The sequence below is a fragment of the Arthrobacter luteolus NBRC 107841 genome, from assembly GCF_001552075.1.
Classification (GTDB): domain Bacteria; phylum Actinomycetota; class Actinomycetes; order Actinomycetales; family Micrococcaceae; genus Arthrobacter_B; species Arthrobacter_B luteolus.
Genome location: NZ_BCQM01000001.1, coordinates 329,572 through 344,861 on the forward strand (window position 1 = coordinate 329,572; position 15,290 = coordinate 344,861).

Consider the following 15,290-nt stretch of genomic DNA (forward strand, 5'->3'; position numbering starts at 1 on the left):
ATCGCTAACCCCGTTTGATCGTCCGGCGGCCCGCGTCGAGCCGCCGGGTCCAGCCACGGCTGTCCAGGTATTCCAGCAGCGGAATGACCACCCGCCGGGTGGTGCCCAATGCCTGACGCGCCTCGCTGGTGGTAAACGGCTGCGGCAAAGCAGAAAGCTCGCGCATGGCCAGGGCAGGCGCCCGCGGCAGCAGGACAATTCCGTCCCCCAGCCGCAGCACCCGCCCGCTGCGCTCCGCAGCAGCCAGTTCCCGGGCACCCAGGCCCAGTATGTCCAGGTCCCCCGCTTCCGGAGCCGCGAACGGATGGTCCGTCAGCCGGCTTTCCAGCTCACCGATGCCTTTCTCTGCCGCGCCTAGATCCCGGCGCTCTCCGGGAAGGTTGATATAGCCGGTGCTGTGTTCCAGGCCCGCGGCTTGGAGGATGGGGTCCAGCAGGGCACCGCCAGCGGGTCCGATCAGGTCCCGCGCCGCGCCGAGGGAAAGCCCCGCAGCCAGCGGATCCCGTTCCCTGAGCTGCTCGACGGCGGTGCGCAGCCGCAGCGTCCATACCTCCAAAGCCGGTTCGTGCACCCACCATTCACCGAAGGCCTTCACCCCGCTGGGCACCTGCCCCAGCCCGGTGACGCCCATTCTGCGCAGCTCATTGACCCGTACCGCTCCCCGGCGGGCCACTTCGGTCAGCGGGTCTCCCCCGGCTGACATTGCTGCAAGTGCGGTGGCCCTTCGCCCGCTGTCCCCGCGCCGGCTCAGCGCCGGTGGTTCGATGTCGAGGATCTGCGCCCCGGCCAGCACCGATCTGCTGCCGCCCGCCCGCAGCACCAGCCGGTCGCCCAGCTCGAGCGGGATCCGGCGGTCAAGCATCAGCCGGGCGTGGTCCCCGTCGAAGGGACGCAGGCGCCCCGGCACCGCAGCGGTGCCGATGTGGACCATCAGCTGCTGCGGCGCATCCGTGAAAGAGGAGCCCATGGTGCGCCGCACGTCGACGGCGTTCACCAGCGGCCAGCTGTCCCCGGCGAGGAGGACGTCGCCGCGGTGGATCCCGTCTGCGGATACCCCTGATCTAATGTTGACCGCCACCCGGCTGGTGGGGCCGACGGACCCGACAGCCCGGTTGCAGCTGTGCAGCCCCCGCACCGACACCGGTGTAGTACCGTCCGCACCGGCGATCATCAAGTTCTCGCCCTGCGCGAGTGTGCCGGCCGTCAGGGTTCCGGTGACGACCGTCCCGGCTCCGTTGATCGTGAAGGACCTGTCGATCCACAGCCGGACCCGGGCATTCGGCTGCGGTGCAGGCAGGGACCCCACCAAGGTGTCCAACGCGCTGCGCAGTTCATCGAGTCCGGTGCCATCGACTGCCGAGACCGTGATGGCCGGCGCGTCGCGGAGCCCGGTGCCGGCCAGTTCGGACCGGACCCGCGCCAGTACCCCGGGGGCGCCGCCGGGAGCGCGGTCGCTGCGCGTCAGCACCACGATCCCGCGGCTGATCCCCAGGGCCGCAATGGCATCTCGATGATCGCTGGACTGGGCCTGCCAGCCTTCGTCAGCCGCCACGACAAAGCAGACCGCGGGGGCCGGTCCTACCCCGGCCAGCATGTTGCCGAGGAACCGCTCGTGACCTGGCACGTCGACAAACGCCACTTCGCGGCCCGAGGGCAGAGTTGTCCACGCAAATCCCAGATCGATCGTCAGTCCGCGGCGGCGTTCCTCAGCCCACCGGTCAGGCTCCATGCCGGTCAGTGCACGCACCAGCGTGCTCTTGCCATGATCAACGTGCCCGGCCGTGGCCACCACAAACACGGCTAGCTGCTTTCAGTTCCGGACGGATCACCGGTCCGCGCCAGGGCCCTGCGGACAGCCTGGACCAGCCGGTCGTCGTCGTCCTCCGGAATGCAGCGCAGATCCACCAGGCACGCTCCGCCGTGGACCCGCGGCAGCACTGCCGGAACCCCCGTGCGCAGCGCGTGGGCCACGTTCTCAGGGAGCTGCACAGCCCAGCCAGGCAGGGGCACGCCGGGCGCTCCCCCGCCGCCGACCCTCCCATCGTGCTCTACGACCGGGCAGCCCACGGCCGCAGCCAGTGTTTCGGCACGCTCCCGGAGCCGTCCGGGGTCGGCGTGCAGGGCCGCAGCTACCGGCGGCTCTTCCCCGGACACTGTTGCTTCCAGTGCGGCGAGCGCCAGTTTGTCTGCCCGCAGCGCCCGGGCCAGCGGATGCCGCGCCAGCCTGGCAATCATTTCGGTGCGGCCGAACAGGAGTCCGGCCTGCGGGCCGCCCAGCAGTTTGTCGCCGCTGGCAATCACGACGTCGGCGCCTGCTTCCAGCGCGCCTGTCACATCCGGTTCCTCCGGAAGCAGGGGGTCCGGGGCCAGCAGGCCGCTGCCAAGATCCACGACCAGCGGGACGTGGTGTGCCTCGGCCAGCTTCCGGAGCTGCCTTATGTCGACGCTGCTGGTGAACCCGCTGATGCGGAAGTTGCTCGGATGGACCTTGAGCAGGCATCCGGTCTGCTCGCCCATGGCGGACTCGTAGTCGCTCAGGTGGGTCCGGTTGGTGGTGCCCACTTCCCGGAGGCGGGCACCGGTCGATTCGATGAGCTCAGGGAGTCTAAACCCGGCGCCGATCTCCACCAGCTCACCGCGGCTGATCACCACTTCGCGGGTTCCGGCCAGGGCTGTGGTGGCCAGCAGAAGCGCAGCTGCACCGTTGTTGACCACCAGCGCGTCCCCGGCAGCAGGGCAGGCCCGCAGCAGGGCCTGGCGTGTTCCGGTTCCGCGCTGGGACCGCGATCCTGACGGCAGGTCCAGTTCGACGTCGACATAACCGGCCGCCGTCAGCAGCGCCTCCCGGGCGGACCGCGAAAGTGCGGCGCGGCCCAGGTTTGTGTGGACGACGACGCCGGTGGCGTTGAGCACTGGGCGCAGCGACGTGGCACCGCGGGCCGACACAGCGGCGAGGACTCCCGGTTCGACGTCCCCAGGTGCCAGCCCGCCGTGACGCGCCTGGTCCTGGAACCCGCGGACGATGGAGCGGATCATGTCCTCCCCGAGCCGTGTCCGGGCCCGCTGCACCTCCGGATGAGCCAGCAACCGGTCGGTGCGCGGGATGCGCCTGCGGGGGTCGTCGTTGCCCACGTCCCTCCTTCGGGATCAGTTTCGACTGCGCAAAGTTGGCGGAGGCGGACGGGAATCGAACCCGCCAGACCGGGATGCCCGGTCTCACCGGTTTTGAAGACCGGGGGGCCCACCAGGACCCGGACGCCTCCATGAGGATGCTAACACCGCACGCTTCTCCTAGACTGGCCGCCATGAACGGGAACATTGCCCCTGACCAGGAAGCGCTCCGACTCACCGGATATGCCCACGGCGGGGGGTGCGCCTGCAAGATTCCGCCGGGTGAGCTCGAGGACGTGGTCCGTGGCCTGGTGGGCCAGGCCCATCCCGATGTGCTGGTGGGACTCGACGGCGGGGATGACGCATCCGCTGTTCTGGTGGGCGCGGACCTCGCCCTGCTGTCGACCGCGGACTTCTTCACCCCGGTGGTGGACGATGCCTACGACTGGGGCCGGATAGCGGCCGCGAACGCGCTCTCGGACATTTATGCCATGGGCGGTCGTCCCATCAGCGCCATCAACCTTGTGGGCTGGCCCCGGGATGTGCTGCCCATGGAACTGCTGACCGAGGTGCTGCGCGGAGGGCTGGCGGTTGCCTCCGAAGCCGGCTGTCCCGTGACTGGCGGGCATTCCATCGACGATCCGGAACCCAAGTACGGGATGGCTGTCACCGGCATCGCGGACCCTGACAAGCTGCTGCGCAACGATGCTGCCCGCCCCGGGCTTCCGATCACGCTGACCAAACCCATCGGCCTCGGTTTACTGAACAACCGGCACAAACAGACCGGGGAGGTTTTTGCCGAAGCCATTGCGGTCATGGTGCAGCTGAACCGTGACGCTGCCGAGGCCGCAGTTCAGCGCGGAGTCCAGGCCGCCACGGACGTGACCGGATTCGGACTGCTGGGGCACCTGTACAAAATGTGCCGGGCCTCCGGTGTAGGAGCGGTCATTGACCGGAACGCGGTGCCCCTGGTCGCCGGCGCCCCCGAGGCCCTGCGGGATGGCTTCATCTCCGGCGGAACGCGCCGCAACCTGGACTGGGTCCGGCGCCATCTGCAGCCGGGGCCGGGCATCTCCGAGGAGGACCTCCTGGTGCTGGCCGACGCCCAGACCTCCGGCGGCCTGCTGGTGGTCGGTGAACTGCCCGGCTACCCCGTGGTGGGCTATACGACTGAAGGTCCGGGAATCGAAGTACGATAACGCCGGCCGGCTCAGCCGGCCGTAGTGATCGAATCATGGGTGATGCCCGCCCGGCGGCGCGCTGCCAGGCGGTTCTTCTGCGGTTCGATCGTGTAGCGGGGATCCTCTGCCGACGCGATGCCCGCGCGCAGGATCCCGAACCGGGTGAGCGCCGATGCGCCGAGCAGGGACACCCCCGCAGCCGCCGCGATGGCCCTGTTCCGGCCGCCGAAGAGGGCGGCCAGTCCGCCTGCAACGGCCAGCCGCTCACTCCACCTGAGCATCTTCCCCGGCCCACCGAGATGAAGCGGCTCAGCAGCGATGGGGTCCATGTTCTTTTCCATGATCCGGACGGCGGTCAGCTCACCGGCGACGCCCAGCACGGCCAGCGCGCGGGCCGGTCCGGTCTCCCTGACCGGAGTGGTGATCATGGCCAGGCCGCCCGCAGCGAGGCTGGCAGAACTGACAAAAACGAACGGCAGATCCTCCCGTGCGGCGTTCCAGGTCGGATTCGCGGTATTTGAAAGCAGGACCGCGGTGTAGGCGGCCAGAGGTGTGGCAAAGACGGCTGCTTCAAACCCCGCCGGCCCTTCCACGCCCCGGAGCAGCCGGCGCAGCGGCCCCAGCGGAAGCCGCGACCCGGTCATCCGGTCAATTTCGGACACCCCGGAAACTCCGGCACCGACGCTGAAGACCATAAGGATCCACGAGCCCACACTCATCGGGGAGGTGGGCTTGAAAGTCCGGAGCATGTGGTGGAACCGCTCTGGCCGGCCCAGATCCGCCACCAAGGCGACAGAGCCAACCCCCACGGCGGCGAGCGCGGCCAGCCGGCTGTTGCGGCACAGGACCCGCTTGCCGGCCAGCTGCGCACCGGCTCCGAGCAGCGCGGACCCGCCCGCCACACCGCCCAGGAAAAGGTAGGCAGCGATCGGGTTTCCCCACGGCGGTGCCTTGATCACCGGGCGGCCGTAATACGTGCTGAATTGCGCTTCCGGCACCATGGGGACTTCGCCGCGGCCTCCGCCATCCTTCCCTCCGGCCCGGCGTCGTTTGCCACCCCGCCTGCGGCGGCGCGGCGGTTCCGGCGGACGGTAGTCGTCGAAGTCGGAGACCGTCACGCCCGGCCTCCTGCGAGGAACGCCGCGGCCGCCGCAGCGAGCATGCCGGCAGCGGCAAGTCCCGCCCGCTTGTACATCCGCGGCAGGTCTGCAGTGGGCACCCGGGGATCCGGCGGGAGCCCGTAGACCTCCGGCTCATCCAGGAGCAGGAAGACGGAACCGGTGCCGCCGACACCGTCCGAGTCATTGGCCCCGTACAGGCGTGCCTCGGTCAGCCCCTGCGCATGGAGTTCGGCCACCCGCTCTTTGGCCGTGGCGACCATGTGCTCGCGCTCGCCGTATTTGATCGACGTCGTGGGACAGGTCTGGGCGCATGCCGGTGTCTGGTCTTCGACGAGCCGGTCATAACACAGGGTGCATTTCTGGGCGACGCCAACATTGTGCACGGGAGCCTGCTCCCCCGGGGTGAAGTCGCGGTCGTTCTTCGACTGGACGGTGCCGTTTTGGCGCCGCTCGATCACCCCGAAGGGGCACCCGGCCACGCAGGTTCCGCAGCCGTTGCAGACGTCTTCCTGCACAACCACGGTCCCGTGTTCTGTCCGGAACAAGGCCCCGGTGGGGCAGACATCGAGGCAGCCGGCGTTTGTGCAGTGCTTGCACACGTCGGAGGACATCAGCCAGCGGAAGTCAGGAGTATCCGGCGGGGTGGTGTCAGTGCCGGCCAGGTTCGCGGCCTGGCCCTGTCCGGGCGCGCCGATTTTAGGCATCCCGAGATTAACCAGGGCACGGCCGGATTCGCGGGCCCGGTCAATCTGCTCTCCGTCCTGCTCGACGAACGCGACGTGCCGCCAGGTATCCGCGCCCAGCGACCCGGTGTTGTCATAGGAAGACTCAAGCAGTTCGTAGCTGGAATCGGCGGGGTTGCGGTTCCATTCCTTGCACGCGACCTCGCAGGCCTTGCAGCCGATGCAGATGGAGGTGTCCGTGAAGAACCCCTTCCGGGGGTGCCCGGTATGCCGGAGGTGGTCCGGGGATTCGGTCAGCGGGTTCATTCGTTGTTCTCCTTCGTCTCCTGGCCCGTGGTGCGGCCGGGACCGGTGAGTTTCTGGTTGCCGGTCGCCGGGGTCGCCCCTGCCCGGGACTGGTACTCCGCGATCAGCTCCAGGAGCGCGGTGCCGCGGGGGCGCCTTCCCGGAACGATTTCGCAGGACCCGGCCTTGGATTCCTGGATCTGCACGTTTGGATCGAGCGTCACGCCGAGCAGGTCATTGGCGCTGTCCCCGGACACCACGGCCTCCGACCCAACGCCCCAGTGGTAGGGCAAGCCGATCTGGTGGAAGGTCCGCCCACCCACGATCAGCGGCTTCACCCTGTCGGTCACCAGCACCCTGGCCTCGATCGCTGAGCGGGGCGAGATGATGGTGGCCCACCCGTAGGGCTCCAGACCCCGCTCAGCTGCCAGCTCCGGAGAAACTTCGCAGAACATTTCCGGTTGGAGTTCCGAGAGATAGGGCAGCCATCGGCTCATACCCCCTGCCGTGTGGTGCTCTGTCAGCCGGTAGGTGGTGAAGACGACGGGGTAGACCTCGGACCCCGGCATCCCGGCGCTGGGCGCGCTGAGGTTGTCCGCCCGCGGATAGGTCAGCCGGGCAGGGTTCTGCTGCTGCTGGTACAGCGGGTTCGCGACCGGGGATTCCTGGGGCTCGTAGTGGGTGGGCAGCGGCCCGTCGACCATGCCTTTCGGCGCGAACAGCCAGCCCTTGCCGTCCGACTGCATAATGAACGGGTCGTCACCGGCCAGCGCTGCCGCTCCGCCGGCGTCGAGGTCCGGAGCGGCGTCAGGGGCACGGTCCACGGGGAAATCCGGTACGTCCTGGCCGGTCCACCGTTTCTGTTCCGGGTCCCACCAAACGTACTTCTTGCGTTCGCTCCACGGTTTGCCGTCGGGGTCGGCCGAGGCCCGGTTGTAGAGGATCCGGCGGTTGGCAGGCCAGGCCCAGCCCCATTCGGAGGCTGCCGGCCCCTGCTCCTGTCCCGGCAACCGGTCAGCGGCATGATTGATTCCGTCCGCATAAACACCGGTGTAGATCCAGCATCCACCGGAGGTGGAGCCGTCGGCCCGCATCTGGGTGTAGGAGGACAGCGGGGTCCCGGCCTCGGGTCCGGTCAGGTGCATGCCGTTGATCTCCGCCAGCACCGCTTCCGGATCGGGTTCGCCGTGTTCGTTGACCGGGTAGTCCCAGGTCAGGTCCAGCAGCGGCCGGTCCCGCTCATCCGTTGAGCCTGCAAGCTTCGCGCGGATGCGTTTGCCGAGGTCGTAGAAGAAGTCCAGTTCACTCTGGCAGTCGCCCGGCGGCCGGACCGCCTGGTGCCGCCATTGGAGCATCCGCTGTGTCTGGGTGAAGGAGCCTGCCTTCTCCACGTGGGTTGCCGCCGGCATAAAGAAGACTTCGGTGGCGATGTCTTCCGTCTTGAGTTCACCGGAGGCGATTTCCGGTCCGTCTTTCCACCATGTTGCCGATTCGATCAGGCTGAAGTCCCGCACCACCAGCCACTTCAGGTGGGACATGCCCAGCCGCTGCATCCGTCCGTTGGCTGAGCCGATGGCGGGGTTCTGGCCGAAGACGAAGTAGCCGTCAACGTCGCCGTCGAGCATGCTCATGACCGTGTTGTACGTTCCGTGTGGTCCGTTGATCCGTGGCAGGTACTGGTAGGCCCATTCGGAGTCCTCGGTGGCGGCGTCGCCCCACCAGGCCTTGAGCAGGCTGACGGTGTACGTATCAGCGGCCGCCCAGTAGCCCTTCTGCTGCGGCGAGGCGATGCCCTCCAGGTACTGTTCCAGCGTCTCCATCTCGGCCTTGGGCATCGGGAGGTAGCCCGGCAGCAGGTTGAACAGCGTGGGGATGTCGGTGGAACCCTGGATGCTGGCATGACCGCGCAGTGCCATGATCCCTCCGCCAGGACGACCAACATTGCCCAGCAGCAGCTGCAGGATGGCAGCGGTCCGGATGAACTGGGCGCCCAGCGTGTGCTGAGTCCACCCCACGGCATACGCGAAGCAGGTCGTCCGGTCCCTTCCGGAGTTCTCCGTGATGGCCCTGGCCAGATAGTCGAAGTCGGCGGGGGAAATTCCGCAGGCTTCCTGCACCATCTCCGGTGTGTAGCGCGCGTAATGCCGTTTCAGGATCTGGAAGACGCTGCGGGGGTGCTGCAGCGTGGTGTCCTGTTCAAAGTCGGGCCTGCCCATGGAGGGGCCGCCGCTGCCGTACTGGTCGCCGGCGGCGCGCTTCGAGGTGTCGGCACCGTGCTCATGCTGCTGCGCTTCGTGGTCCGTTCCGGCTTTCCGCTGATAGGCCCAGGAAGACAGATCGTAGTGCCCGGTCTCCGGGTCGTATCCGGAGAACAGTCCGTCGAGGTCCTCGGTGTCGCGGAACTCTTCGCCGACCAGCGTCGAGGCGTTGGTGTAGGCGAGGACGTATTCCTGGAACCAGAGCTCGTTGCTCAGCACATAGTTGATCAGGGCGCCGAGGAGCACAACGTCCGAGCCGGCGCGGATAGGCAGGTGCTTGTCCGCCACGGCGCTGGTACGGGTAAACCGAGGGTCGACGTGGATGACCTTCGCGCCTCTTGCCTTAGCCTCTGTCACCCACTGGTAACCGACAGGGTGGCATTCGGCCATGTTGGATCCCTGGATGACAATGCAGTCGGCGTTAGCCATGTCCTGGAGCGATTGTGTGGCGCCTCCCCGCCCAAACGAGGTTCCCAAACTGGGAACCGTGGCGGAGTGTCAAATACGGGCCTGGTTCTCCAGCTGGATCGCACCGGCGGCAGTGAAGAGCTTCTTGATCAGATAGTTCTCTTCATTGTCGAGTGTGGCCCCGCCCAAGCCGGCAATACCCATGGTGCGCCGCAGCGGACGGCCGGCTTCATCATCCTGCTGCCAGTTGTTCCGGCGGGCTTCGATAAACCGGTCAGCCAGCATGTCGATGGCGGTGTCGAGTTCAAGTTCCTGCCAGTCCGTGGCGTGGGGCGCACGGTAGAGGAGTTTGGTCTGCCTGCCGGGAGCGTTGACCAGCTGCTCGCTGGCCGCGCCCTTGGGGCAGAGCCGTCCCCGGGAAATCGGTGAATCCGGATCGCCTTCGATCTGGACAACCTTCTCGTCCTTCACGAAGACGCGCTGCCCGCAGCCTACGGCGCAGTAAGGGCAAACACTCTGAACCACCCGGTCTGCAGTGGAGGTCCGCGGTGTGATCTCCCGGGTCTGGGCAGAGGTCACGGCTTCTCCGCGGCCGAGTGAATCACTCGACCGGAACTGCCGAACCACCGGCCATTCAAGGAAGCTGAACCGCGACATACGGCCTACCATAGCGGATCGTGCCGCTCCTGGGTCAGTCCCGGCGGGTCCGGTAGCGCAGATAGGCAGTGCCGCCGGTAAAAGTCCTCTGGCCGGCGAGTTCCAGGTCCAGGTGGACGCCGTCGGGCAGGGCACGCAGGCCGCCGCCCACCAGCTTTGGAACCACGAAGAGCCGGAACTCGTCAACGAGGCCCGCACGGATCGCCTCCGCCGCCGTCGTCGGCCCGAAAATCTCGACCATGCCCTCGGCATCCTCAACGATTCTCTGCAGCTCTGCCAGGCTCAGCTGCGGCACGATACGGGCCCGGTCAGAAGCCAGCTCGTTTTCCGTCAGCGTCGACGACACCACAACCTTGCTGATCCCGCGCCAGCGGCGGGCGAACTCCCGCATGGCCACGGGCGTTTCTTCAGTGTCCGGAAGGGTCTCCCAGTACTCCATCAACGCATAGGTTTTCCGGCCGAGCACTTCCGTCGATACCTCAGCCATCCGCTCGACGTGCACGGCAAACATGTCGTCTGCAGGGCCTGTCCACTGGAAGTCTCCGTCCTGATCAGCGACGAAGCCGTCCAGGGAAACTGTCGCCGTAAACATCAGGGTTCCCATAGTGGTTCCAATCTCCATCTGCACAGGGGTGGCGGGTTGGCCGTCAGCTCAGGTTTTCTTCAGGTCCTCCGCGGGCATCACGATGATCCTGCTGGGCCCGCGGACACAGGTCAGCCGGTAAACGTCCTGATAAGTTGCCACCCCGCGCAGCGGATGGCAACCGTGTTGGGCGGCAATTTCAAGGGCTTCGTCCAGATCATCGACGGAGAAGGCGGTGCTTTCTGGGAGAATAGCCGCCATGACACCCGGTATCCTGCGTCTGACCGCCTTCGCTTCCACGCCCGACGGCGGCAATCCTGCCGGGGTGATGCTGGACGCATCGTCGCTGTCCACCGATCAGATGCAGCGGATCGCGGCGGAGGTCGGTTATGCGGAAAGTGCTTTCGTGACGCGTTCCGGCGCGGTCGGGGAGCCGGGCCGGATCGCTGTCCGCTATTTCTCGCCCGTTGCGGAGGTGCCTTTCTGCGGCCATGCAACCATAGCGACCGCCGTCGCGCTGGCCGAACGCGGCGTCGCGGACAGCTTTGTCTTCGAGACCGCCGCAGGCGAAGTACCTATTACGACGTCCCCTTCGCCCGCCGGAACCACGGCTTCCTTCACCAGCGTGGAGCCGAAGGTCACGCACATGGACCCCGGAGTCCTGGACCGGCTGCTCGGTCTGCTGGATCTGGCACCGGCGGACCTGCACGAGGCCTACCCGGTGCGGCTGTCCTTTGCCGGCAACACCCATCCAGTTCTCGTGCTGGCAGAGACGGCGGTCTTTGACGGCTTCACCTTCGGTCCGGACGCCGTGCGCGGCCTGATGGATGAACAGGATTGGAAAGGCACCGTGACCGTTCTGCATGTTCGTTCCCCCCATGAGTTTGAGGCGCGCAACGTCTTCCCGGTGGGCGCCATTACCGAGGACCCTGCCACCGGTTCCGCCGCGGCTTCCGTGGGGGCCTACCTGCGAGAGCTGGGTCTGGTAGAGGTTCCCGGTCGGGTGCTTATCCATCAGGGCCGGCATGTGGGCCGCCCCAGCCTCCTGACCGTGGACATCCCCGCCGCCGGTGGCATCCGGGTCTCGGGCACGGCCACCGAGATCGACCAGGCCCAGCCGGCCAGGTAAGCCGGGGCTGGGAGGGCTTGCGGACCCGCCCGGGGGATGCTTGCATGACCGCATGCGAACCAGCCCCGCTGCTCCCCTGCTGCTCACCACCCTGTCAGCCTTTCAGGCTGCCCTTGCCGCCGGCGTCCCGTGGGGACGTGCCGCATTCGGCGGACAGCATGAGGGCAGGCTGCCGGCCCGGCTGCGGATCACCAGTGCGGTGGCCTCTGTGGTTTATGCCGCCGGCGCAGGCGCGCTTGTTTCTCCCGGCACGTCCCCCGGCACGCGGCGGGTAATCCTCCGGGGATGCGTTGGTCTCGGCACCGTGGGAACTGTCATGAATGCGGTCTCCCGCTCACCCCTGGAGCGGCTGTGGAGCGTCTGGTCCCTGGCGCTGGCCGTGAGCAGCTGGCGGGAACTGCGACGGCGGCGCCAGCGGGCCGGCAGTTTCCACGGCTGCGAGCCATTCCAACGCCTCCGAGTCCTGAGTGAAGTATGAAACCGGGTAAGACGGCCGGTGAATAGCTTGGAAAAAATGCCCGATTGTCTGTTCAACCGGTGAGGCTCCGACCAGCGCCATCCGGGTAGCGGAAAGGGCCTGGGCAAACTGTCTTAGTACCGCCGAGCTGGCATAACGCATGCCGCGCATATCCACCAGCAACAGCGGGCTTGATCCGTCCCCGGTCAGCTTCTCAATGCGGGCGATGGCAGCGAGCGCCTCTGGGATTTCCAATGTTGTATTTACTGGCCAGCGAACGAGGACGACGCCACAAGACAGCCGGGCGATCTCTGGCTGACAGGCCCCGCCCTGGGTAGAGGCTGGACATATGTCCTCGATGCCATTCGCTTCGTATGTTGGGATCATGTGCAGCCTTGAGACGTATTTGAACGCTGAATTGGGCCAGCGGCGGGGCAACACTCACCAGGCAGGAATTTGGGGGAATCCACCCGGAAAGCCCGCCGCCGGCCTGCATCAATTTTACGGACTCCTTAACCGGCCAAACAGATGCAGGACCACCAGTTCGTGCAGACTTGTGCGCCAAAATGACCATCGCGTGCACTACGAATGGCGTGGACCACAACCGGAATCAGCGAGGTTGGCGGGTTCCTCAGAATCCGATTGATTTTCTGAGCGCCAGGACCGCCGAACGCAGTCGTTCCGGATCAGACCGCATTTCCGGCAGGGAAGCTCCCGTGGTCGTTTCGACAGCCCGCCGCATCGCTGCCACGCTGCTAAACCCGCTCGCTTCAGCTATCACCGTGAGTGGAGTCTTCCGCGGGTTCGGGGTGGTGAGGAGCTCAAGGGCATCCAACGCCCTGAGCGCACGAATGTAGCCATTTACCTGTAACTTTTGGTCTTCGAAAAGGTAGTAGAGAGCGCGGCGTGAAAGATGCGAGTACTCCGCGACCGCGTCCACATCCAGTGCTGGGTTCCGGGCGTTCTTCTGAATGAATTTCCTGATCGCCAGGATGCGGACCGTTCGTAGGTCGGCGGCGTCAGTATGTGTGTCGAACAGCGAGCCAACCAAGGCCGCCATGACTGATCGGACGACTGGAAGGAGGCGATCCACTTCCTGATCCATGTCCGGATGCTGCCAGCCTGACAGCACTGGAACTATCAGAGACCTCACCACGGGGTTAGACCTGATATCTGTCAGCGCGTGTAATTGCTGCACGGACTTTTCGTCCATTCCGAGCAGCCCGCGGTCTATGTTTATCTGCACTGTCCTGAGTCCGGCTGGTGCATGGAAACTACCGGAAGACGAGAGATCAATGAACCTCACCGCACCTGGCACAACGGTTTCGGACCCGCCCGGGAAGGTGAACCCCGCGCAGGCAGTTTTGAAATGCACCAAGCGGATCTCATCGGAAGGCGTATCCCCCTTCCAGTACCCGGCGGCGGGCTCATTAGTGAGTTCCACAAGACTGAACCCCGAGCCGGTCAGGCCTACCGCGGTCGGATTAAAGCTGCGGTGCACCACCTTTTCGGTTTTCTCCAGGCGCATGGGTAAATCGACGGCGGAGCCGTACCACGTGCGCCAGTGCTCGAATTTCTCGTCCGGGCTTAACCTGCCCGGCACACGATAGCGGGTGAGGCGTCCCCGCCGTGGCAATGAACTCGAGCCGGGAGCATCGTCACAGGCAGGAAGCATAAAGTCCACGGAGCCTTCCGGTTGTACGAAACCCGAGCCTAAATAATGGCATCCCCGTAGGACGCCCCCATGAACTGTTACCCCGTACTTCCACGACGTTCCAGACCGGGGTTCCGCGAACGCCTGGTCTCTACCCCTGCAAACCGGGCTGCACCCGGTGGATTTGCACCTGGATCTCCCGGATGGCAGCGCCCAGGATCCCGCTTGAGAGCAGTCCAGCACCGAGAGGTCCGGAGGCGTCGGAGCCAAGGGGCGGAAGAAGCCGAAGCACTGCCTGCTCATTCGCGGTCAGCTGCTCCAGCTGCCAGCGGATCTCTTCCTGCACCAATTCCGGCTGGCCGGGGTTGTCGAGAGAGACCGCCTTAGCTGCGTACGCCGCTGCGCCCAGCGCATGGGCGCCCATGTGAGCAACCGCTGCAGCTTGGGCAACCGATCTGGCGGCCGCAGCACCAGCAGGAGTCGTCGCGGCACCCGCGGCTTTCACAGCGGTCAGGCGTTTGCCGATCTCATCGGCAGCGGTGCTTTCCCCACGGCTGTAAGCACCCGCACGAGCCAGGGCATCAAACAACTGCTCTTTCGACAACGCATCAGCCTCAAAAAGCGGGAGCACATGTTGGGCGCATTCGACGGCCCACCGCGCGGCTATCCGCCGGTCCGGGTCGCTGAGAGTCTGCAGGGAGGCCACGTTCAGACTCTGTCACACGGGAGGCACCGCCGGGAACCATATGGATACCCCGAAAGTACTTGCAAGCCCGCGGCACGCTTCCACCTCTGTCCCCTCCGGCTTGTCACTGATGGACTACACCGGCAGCCGCTTTTTCGGGTTTCTGCGTTGGCTCCGGTTTCTGCCTCGCCCGCGAGCGGCGTTTACGACGGCGGCGGAGTGGACCGTTAAAGGGCGGACGGGGCTGGCCAATCCGCGGTCCGGTCCAGTACCTCCCGCCGATCAAAATGCCTACCAGGGCTCCGTAGGCCCACGCATGGGGAAGCGCTATCTGATCTGTTGCACCACCGGCGAAGATCAACACGAAGTAGATAACGGGCAGGCCCAGGATAAGGAGGCCGTTTCTGATTTCCAGCGACGGCGGGAAGCGGAATAGTGCCCAGCCCGCCATCAGCGCGGCAACAAGGACGGCAACCGACGCCTGCGTCGGTGACAGGAGGAGAAGCTGCGCTATGCCGATGCCGAGCAGCACCAGGGCGCAGAATCCGTTGATCACCGCCAGGCGCCACCCTCCGGTGAAATTGCCGTCCGCCTCGGGGATGCGCTGACGCCTGTGCCTGAATGCTGAACCGGCGCGCGGACCCAGCCAGACGTAGCCGCCCGCAATCGCGCCGACCAGGAACCCGAGAAACCACGGTCCGGCTGAGGGGATATCAAGGGAACCTTCGACGGTGATCGAGATGAGCATGCAGTAGTTCACGATGAACGTCCAGGACATCACGTTGAAGGCACGCACTGACTGTGAGGCGATGCGATACACAAGAGCTGCGTAGACCGCCCCAACCGCCAGGAACACGGACGCCTTCGGCAGGTTATTGCCGGCCAACCACGTGAACAGCGCCAGCGTCAGGACGATCATCCCGGCATGCAGGTACCGAACGTTCATCTGATCGAATTTCCTCAGCAATGCCCCCATGGGTCCAAGCGTAGGGCTATGAAGGCACGTTCACATTCAAGCCGCCGTACGAGTCAGTGCCGGGACGTACACGGGCCACGGAATGTGCTGGAACGACGCCGG

The 15,290-nt window shown here is 66.1% G+C and carries 12 protein-coding genes, 1 tRNA gene and 2 pseudogenes; 3 read left to right on the top strand and 12 right to left on the bottom strand.

Translation table 11 applies throughout. From position 1 onward, the window contains the following. Window positions 1-4: 4 nt before the first annotated feature. The 3 genes from selB to AL3_RS01485 all read right to left on the bottom strand — a co-directional run bounded on the left by selB (window position 5) and on the right by AL3_RS01485 (window position 3,263). Window positions 5-1,798 carry a selenocysteine-specific translation elongation factor gene (gene selB, locus AL3_RS01475; RefSeq protein ID WP_066295760.1) on the bottom strand — a complete coding sequence of 598 codons (1,794 nt, stop codon included), beginning with the start codon at window positions 1,796-1,798 and terminating at the stop codon, window positions 5-7. 2 nt (window positions 1,799-1,800) lie between these two features. Next, the gene (gene selA, locus AL3_RS01480; protein WP_066295761.1) at window positions 1,801-3,132 is read right to left on the bottom strand and encodes an L-seryl-tRNA(Sec) selenium transferase; all 1,332 of its coding nucleotides are present in this window, start codon (window positions 3,130-3,132) and stop codon (window positions 1,801-1,803) included. A gap of 36 nt (window positions 3,133-3,168) precedes the next feature. Next, window positions 3,169-3,263 (bottom strand) — tRNA-Sec (locus AL3_RS01485). 42 nt (window positions 3,264-3,305) lie between these two features. Between AL3_RS01485 and selD the strand changes: the two genes are divergently transcribed. Further along, complete coding sequence (gene selD, locus AL3_RS01490; RefSeq protein WP_066295762.1) at window positions 3,306-4,310, top strand: selenide, water dikinase SelD; 1,005 nt, start codon at window positions 3,306-3,308, stop codon at window positions 4,308-4,310. An 11-nt stretch (window positions 4,311-4,321) separates the two neighbouring features. On the opposite strand, the gene nrfD is transcribed toward selD, so the two are convergent. The 5 genes and pseudogenes from nrfD to AL3_RS01520 all read right to left on the bottom strand — a co-directional run. After that, window positions 4,322-5,410, bottom strand: a complete 1,089-nt coding sequence (gene nrfD / locus AL3_RS01495; RefSeq protein ID WP_066295763.1) for an NrfD/PsrC family molybdoenzyme membrane anchor subunit — start codon at window positions 5,408-5,410, stop codon at window positions 4,322-4,324. Continuing rightward, window positions 5,407-6,402, bottom strand: coding sequence for a 4Fe-4S dicluster domain-containing protein (locus AL3_RS01500; RefSeq protein ID WP_066295765.1), 996 nt, complete (start codon window positions 6,400-6,402; stop codon window positions 5,407-5,409). The genes nrfD and AL3_RS01500 overlap by 4 nt, the downstream gene beginning before the upstream one ends. Then, on the bottom strand, window positions 6,399-9,704 hold the full coding sequence (gene fdh, locus AL3_RS01505) for a formate dehydrogenase (protein WP_157075238.1): 3,306 nt from the start codon (window positions 9,702-9,704) through the stop codon (window positions 6,399-6,401). The genes AL3_RS01500 and fdh overlap by 4 nt, the downstream gene beginning before the upstream one ends. Window positions 9,705-9,738: 34 nt before the next feature. After that, window positions 9,739-10,308, bottom strand: a complete 570-nt coding sequence (locus AL3_RS01515; protein WP_066295770.1) for a dihydrofolate reductase family protein — start codon at window positions 10,306-10,308, stop codon at window positions 9,739-9,741. A gap of 48 nt (window positions 10,309-10,356) precedes the next feature. Further along, a pseudogene (locus tag AL3_RS01520) lies at window positions 10,357-10,521 on the bottom strand (VOC family protein); the annotation flags it as partial. Window positions 10,522-10,546: 25 nt separating this feature from the next. On the opposite strand from AL3_RS01520, the gene AL3_RS01525 reads away from it, so the two are divergent. Beyond that, on the top strand, window positions 10,547-11,416 hold the full coding sequence (locus AL3_RS01525; RefSeq protein WP_066295771.1) for a PhzF family phenazine biosynthesis protein: 870 nt from the start codon (window positions 10,547-10,549) through the stop codon (window positions 11,414-11,416). Window positions 11,417-11,468: 52 nt separating this feature from the next. Further along, on the top strand, window positions 11,469-11,894 hold the full coding sequence (locus AL3_RS01530) for a hypothetical protein (RefSeq protein ID WP_066295773.1): 426 nt from the start codon (window positions 11,469-11,471) through the stop codon (window positions 11,892-11,894). A 15-nt stretch (window positions 11,895-11,909) separates the two neighbouring features. Here the strand turns inward: AL3_RS01530 and AL3_RS19155 are convergent. From AL3_RS19155 to AL3_RS01545, 4 genes and pseudogenes are all read right to left on the bottom strand, one after another. Beyond that, a pseudogene (locus AL3_RS19155) lies at window positions 11,910-12,260 on the bottom strand (DUF7793 family protein); the annotation flags it as partial. 244 nt (window positions 12,261-12,504) lie between these two features. Further along, a complete protein-coding gene (locus tag AL3_RS01535) occupies window positions 12,505-13,548 on the bottom strand; it encodes a helix-turn-helix transcriptional regulator (RefSeq protein WP_066296973.1) in 1,044 nt (347 codons plus the stop codon). A gap of 130 nt (window positions 13,549-13,678) precedes the next feature. Then, complete coding sequence (locus AL3_RS01540; RefSeq protein WP_205054082.1) at window positions 13,679-14,233, bottom strand: putative immunity protein; 555 nt, start codon at window positions 14,231-14,233, stop codon at window positions 13,679-13,681. A 103-nt stretch (window positions 14,234-14,336) separates the two neighbouring features. Then, window positions 14,337-15,188 (bottom strand): hypothetical protein, encoded by an 852-nt coding sequence (locus tag AL3_RS01545; RefSeq protein WP_083521358.1) that lies wholly within the window; start codon window positions 15,186-15,188, stop codon window positions 14,337-14,339. Window positions 15,189-15,290: the final 102 nt, after the last annotated feature.

Bases quoted from the DNA above. Each gene is read 5' to 3' on its own strand.
- selD (WP_066295762.1), top strand. From the start codon at position 3,306: ATGAACGGGAACATTGCCCCTGACCAGGAAGCGCTCCGACTCACCGGA.
- AL3_RS01500 (WP_066295765.1), bottom strand. From the start codon at position 6,402: ATGAACCCGCTGACCGAATCCCCGGACCACCTCCGGCATACCGGGCAC.
- AL3_RS01515 (WP_066295770.1), bottom strand. From the start codon at position 10,308: ATGGGAACCCTGATGTTTACGGCGACAGTTTCCCTGGACGGCTTCGTC.
- AL3_RS01525 (WP_066295771.1), top strand. From the start codon at position 10,547: ATGACACCCGGTATCCTGCGTCTGACCGCCTTCGCTTCCACGCCCGAC.
- AL3_RS01530 (WP_066295773.1), top strand. From the start codon at position 11,469: ATGCGAACCAGCCCCGCTGCTCCCCTGCTGCTCACCACCCTGTCAGCC.
- AL3_RS01535 (WP_066296973.1), bottom strand. From the start codon at position 13,548: ATGCTTCCTGCCTGTGACGATGCTCCCGGCTCGAGTTCATTGCCACGG.
- AL3_RS01545 (WP_083521358.1), bottom strand. From the start codon at position 15,188: ATGGGGGCATTGCTGAGGAAATTCGATCAGATGAACGTTCGGTACCTG.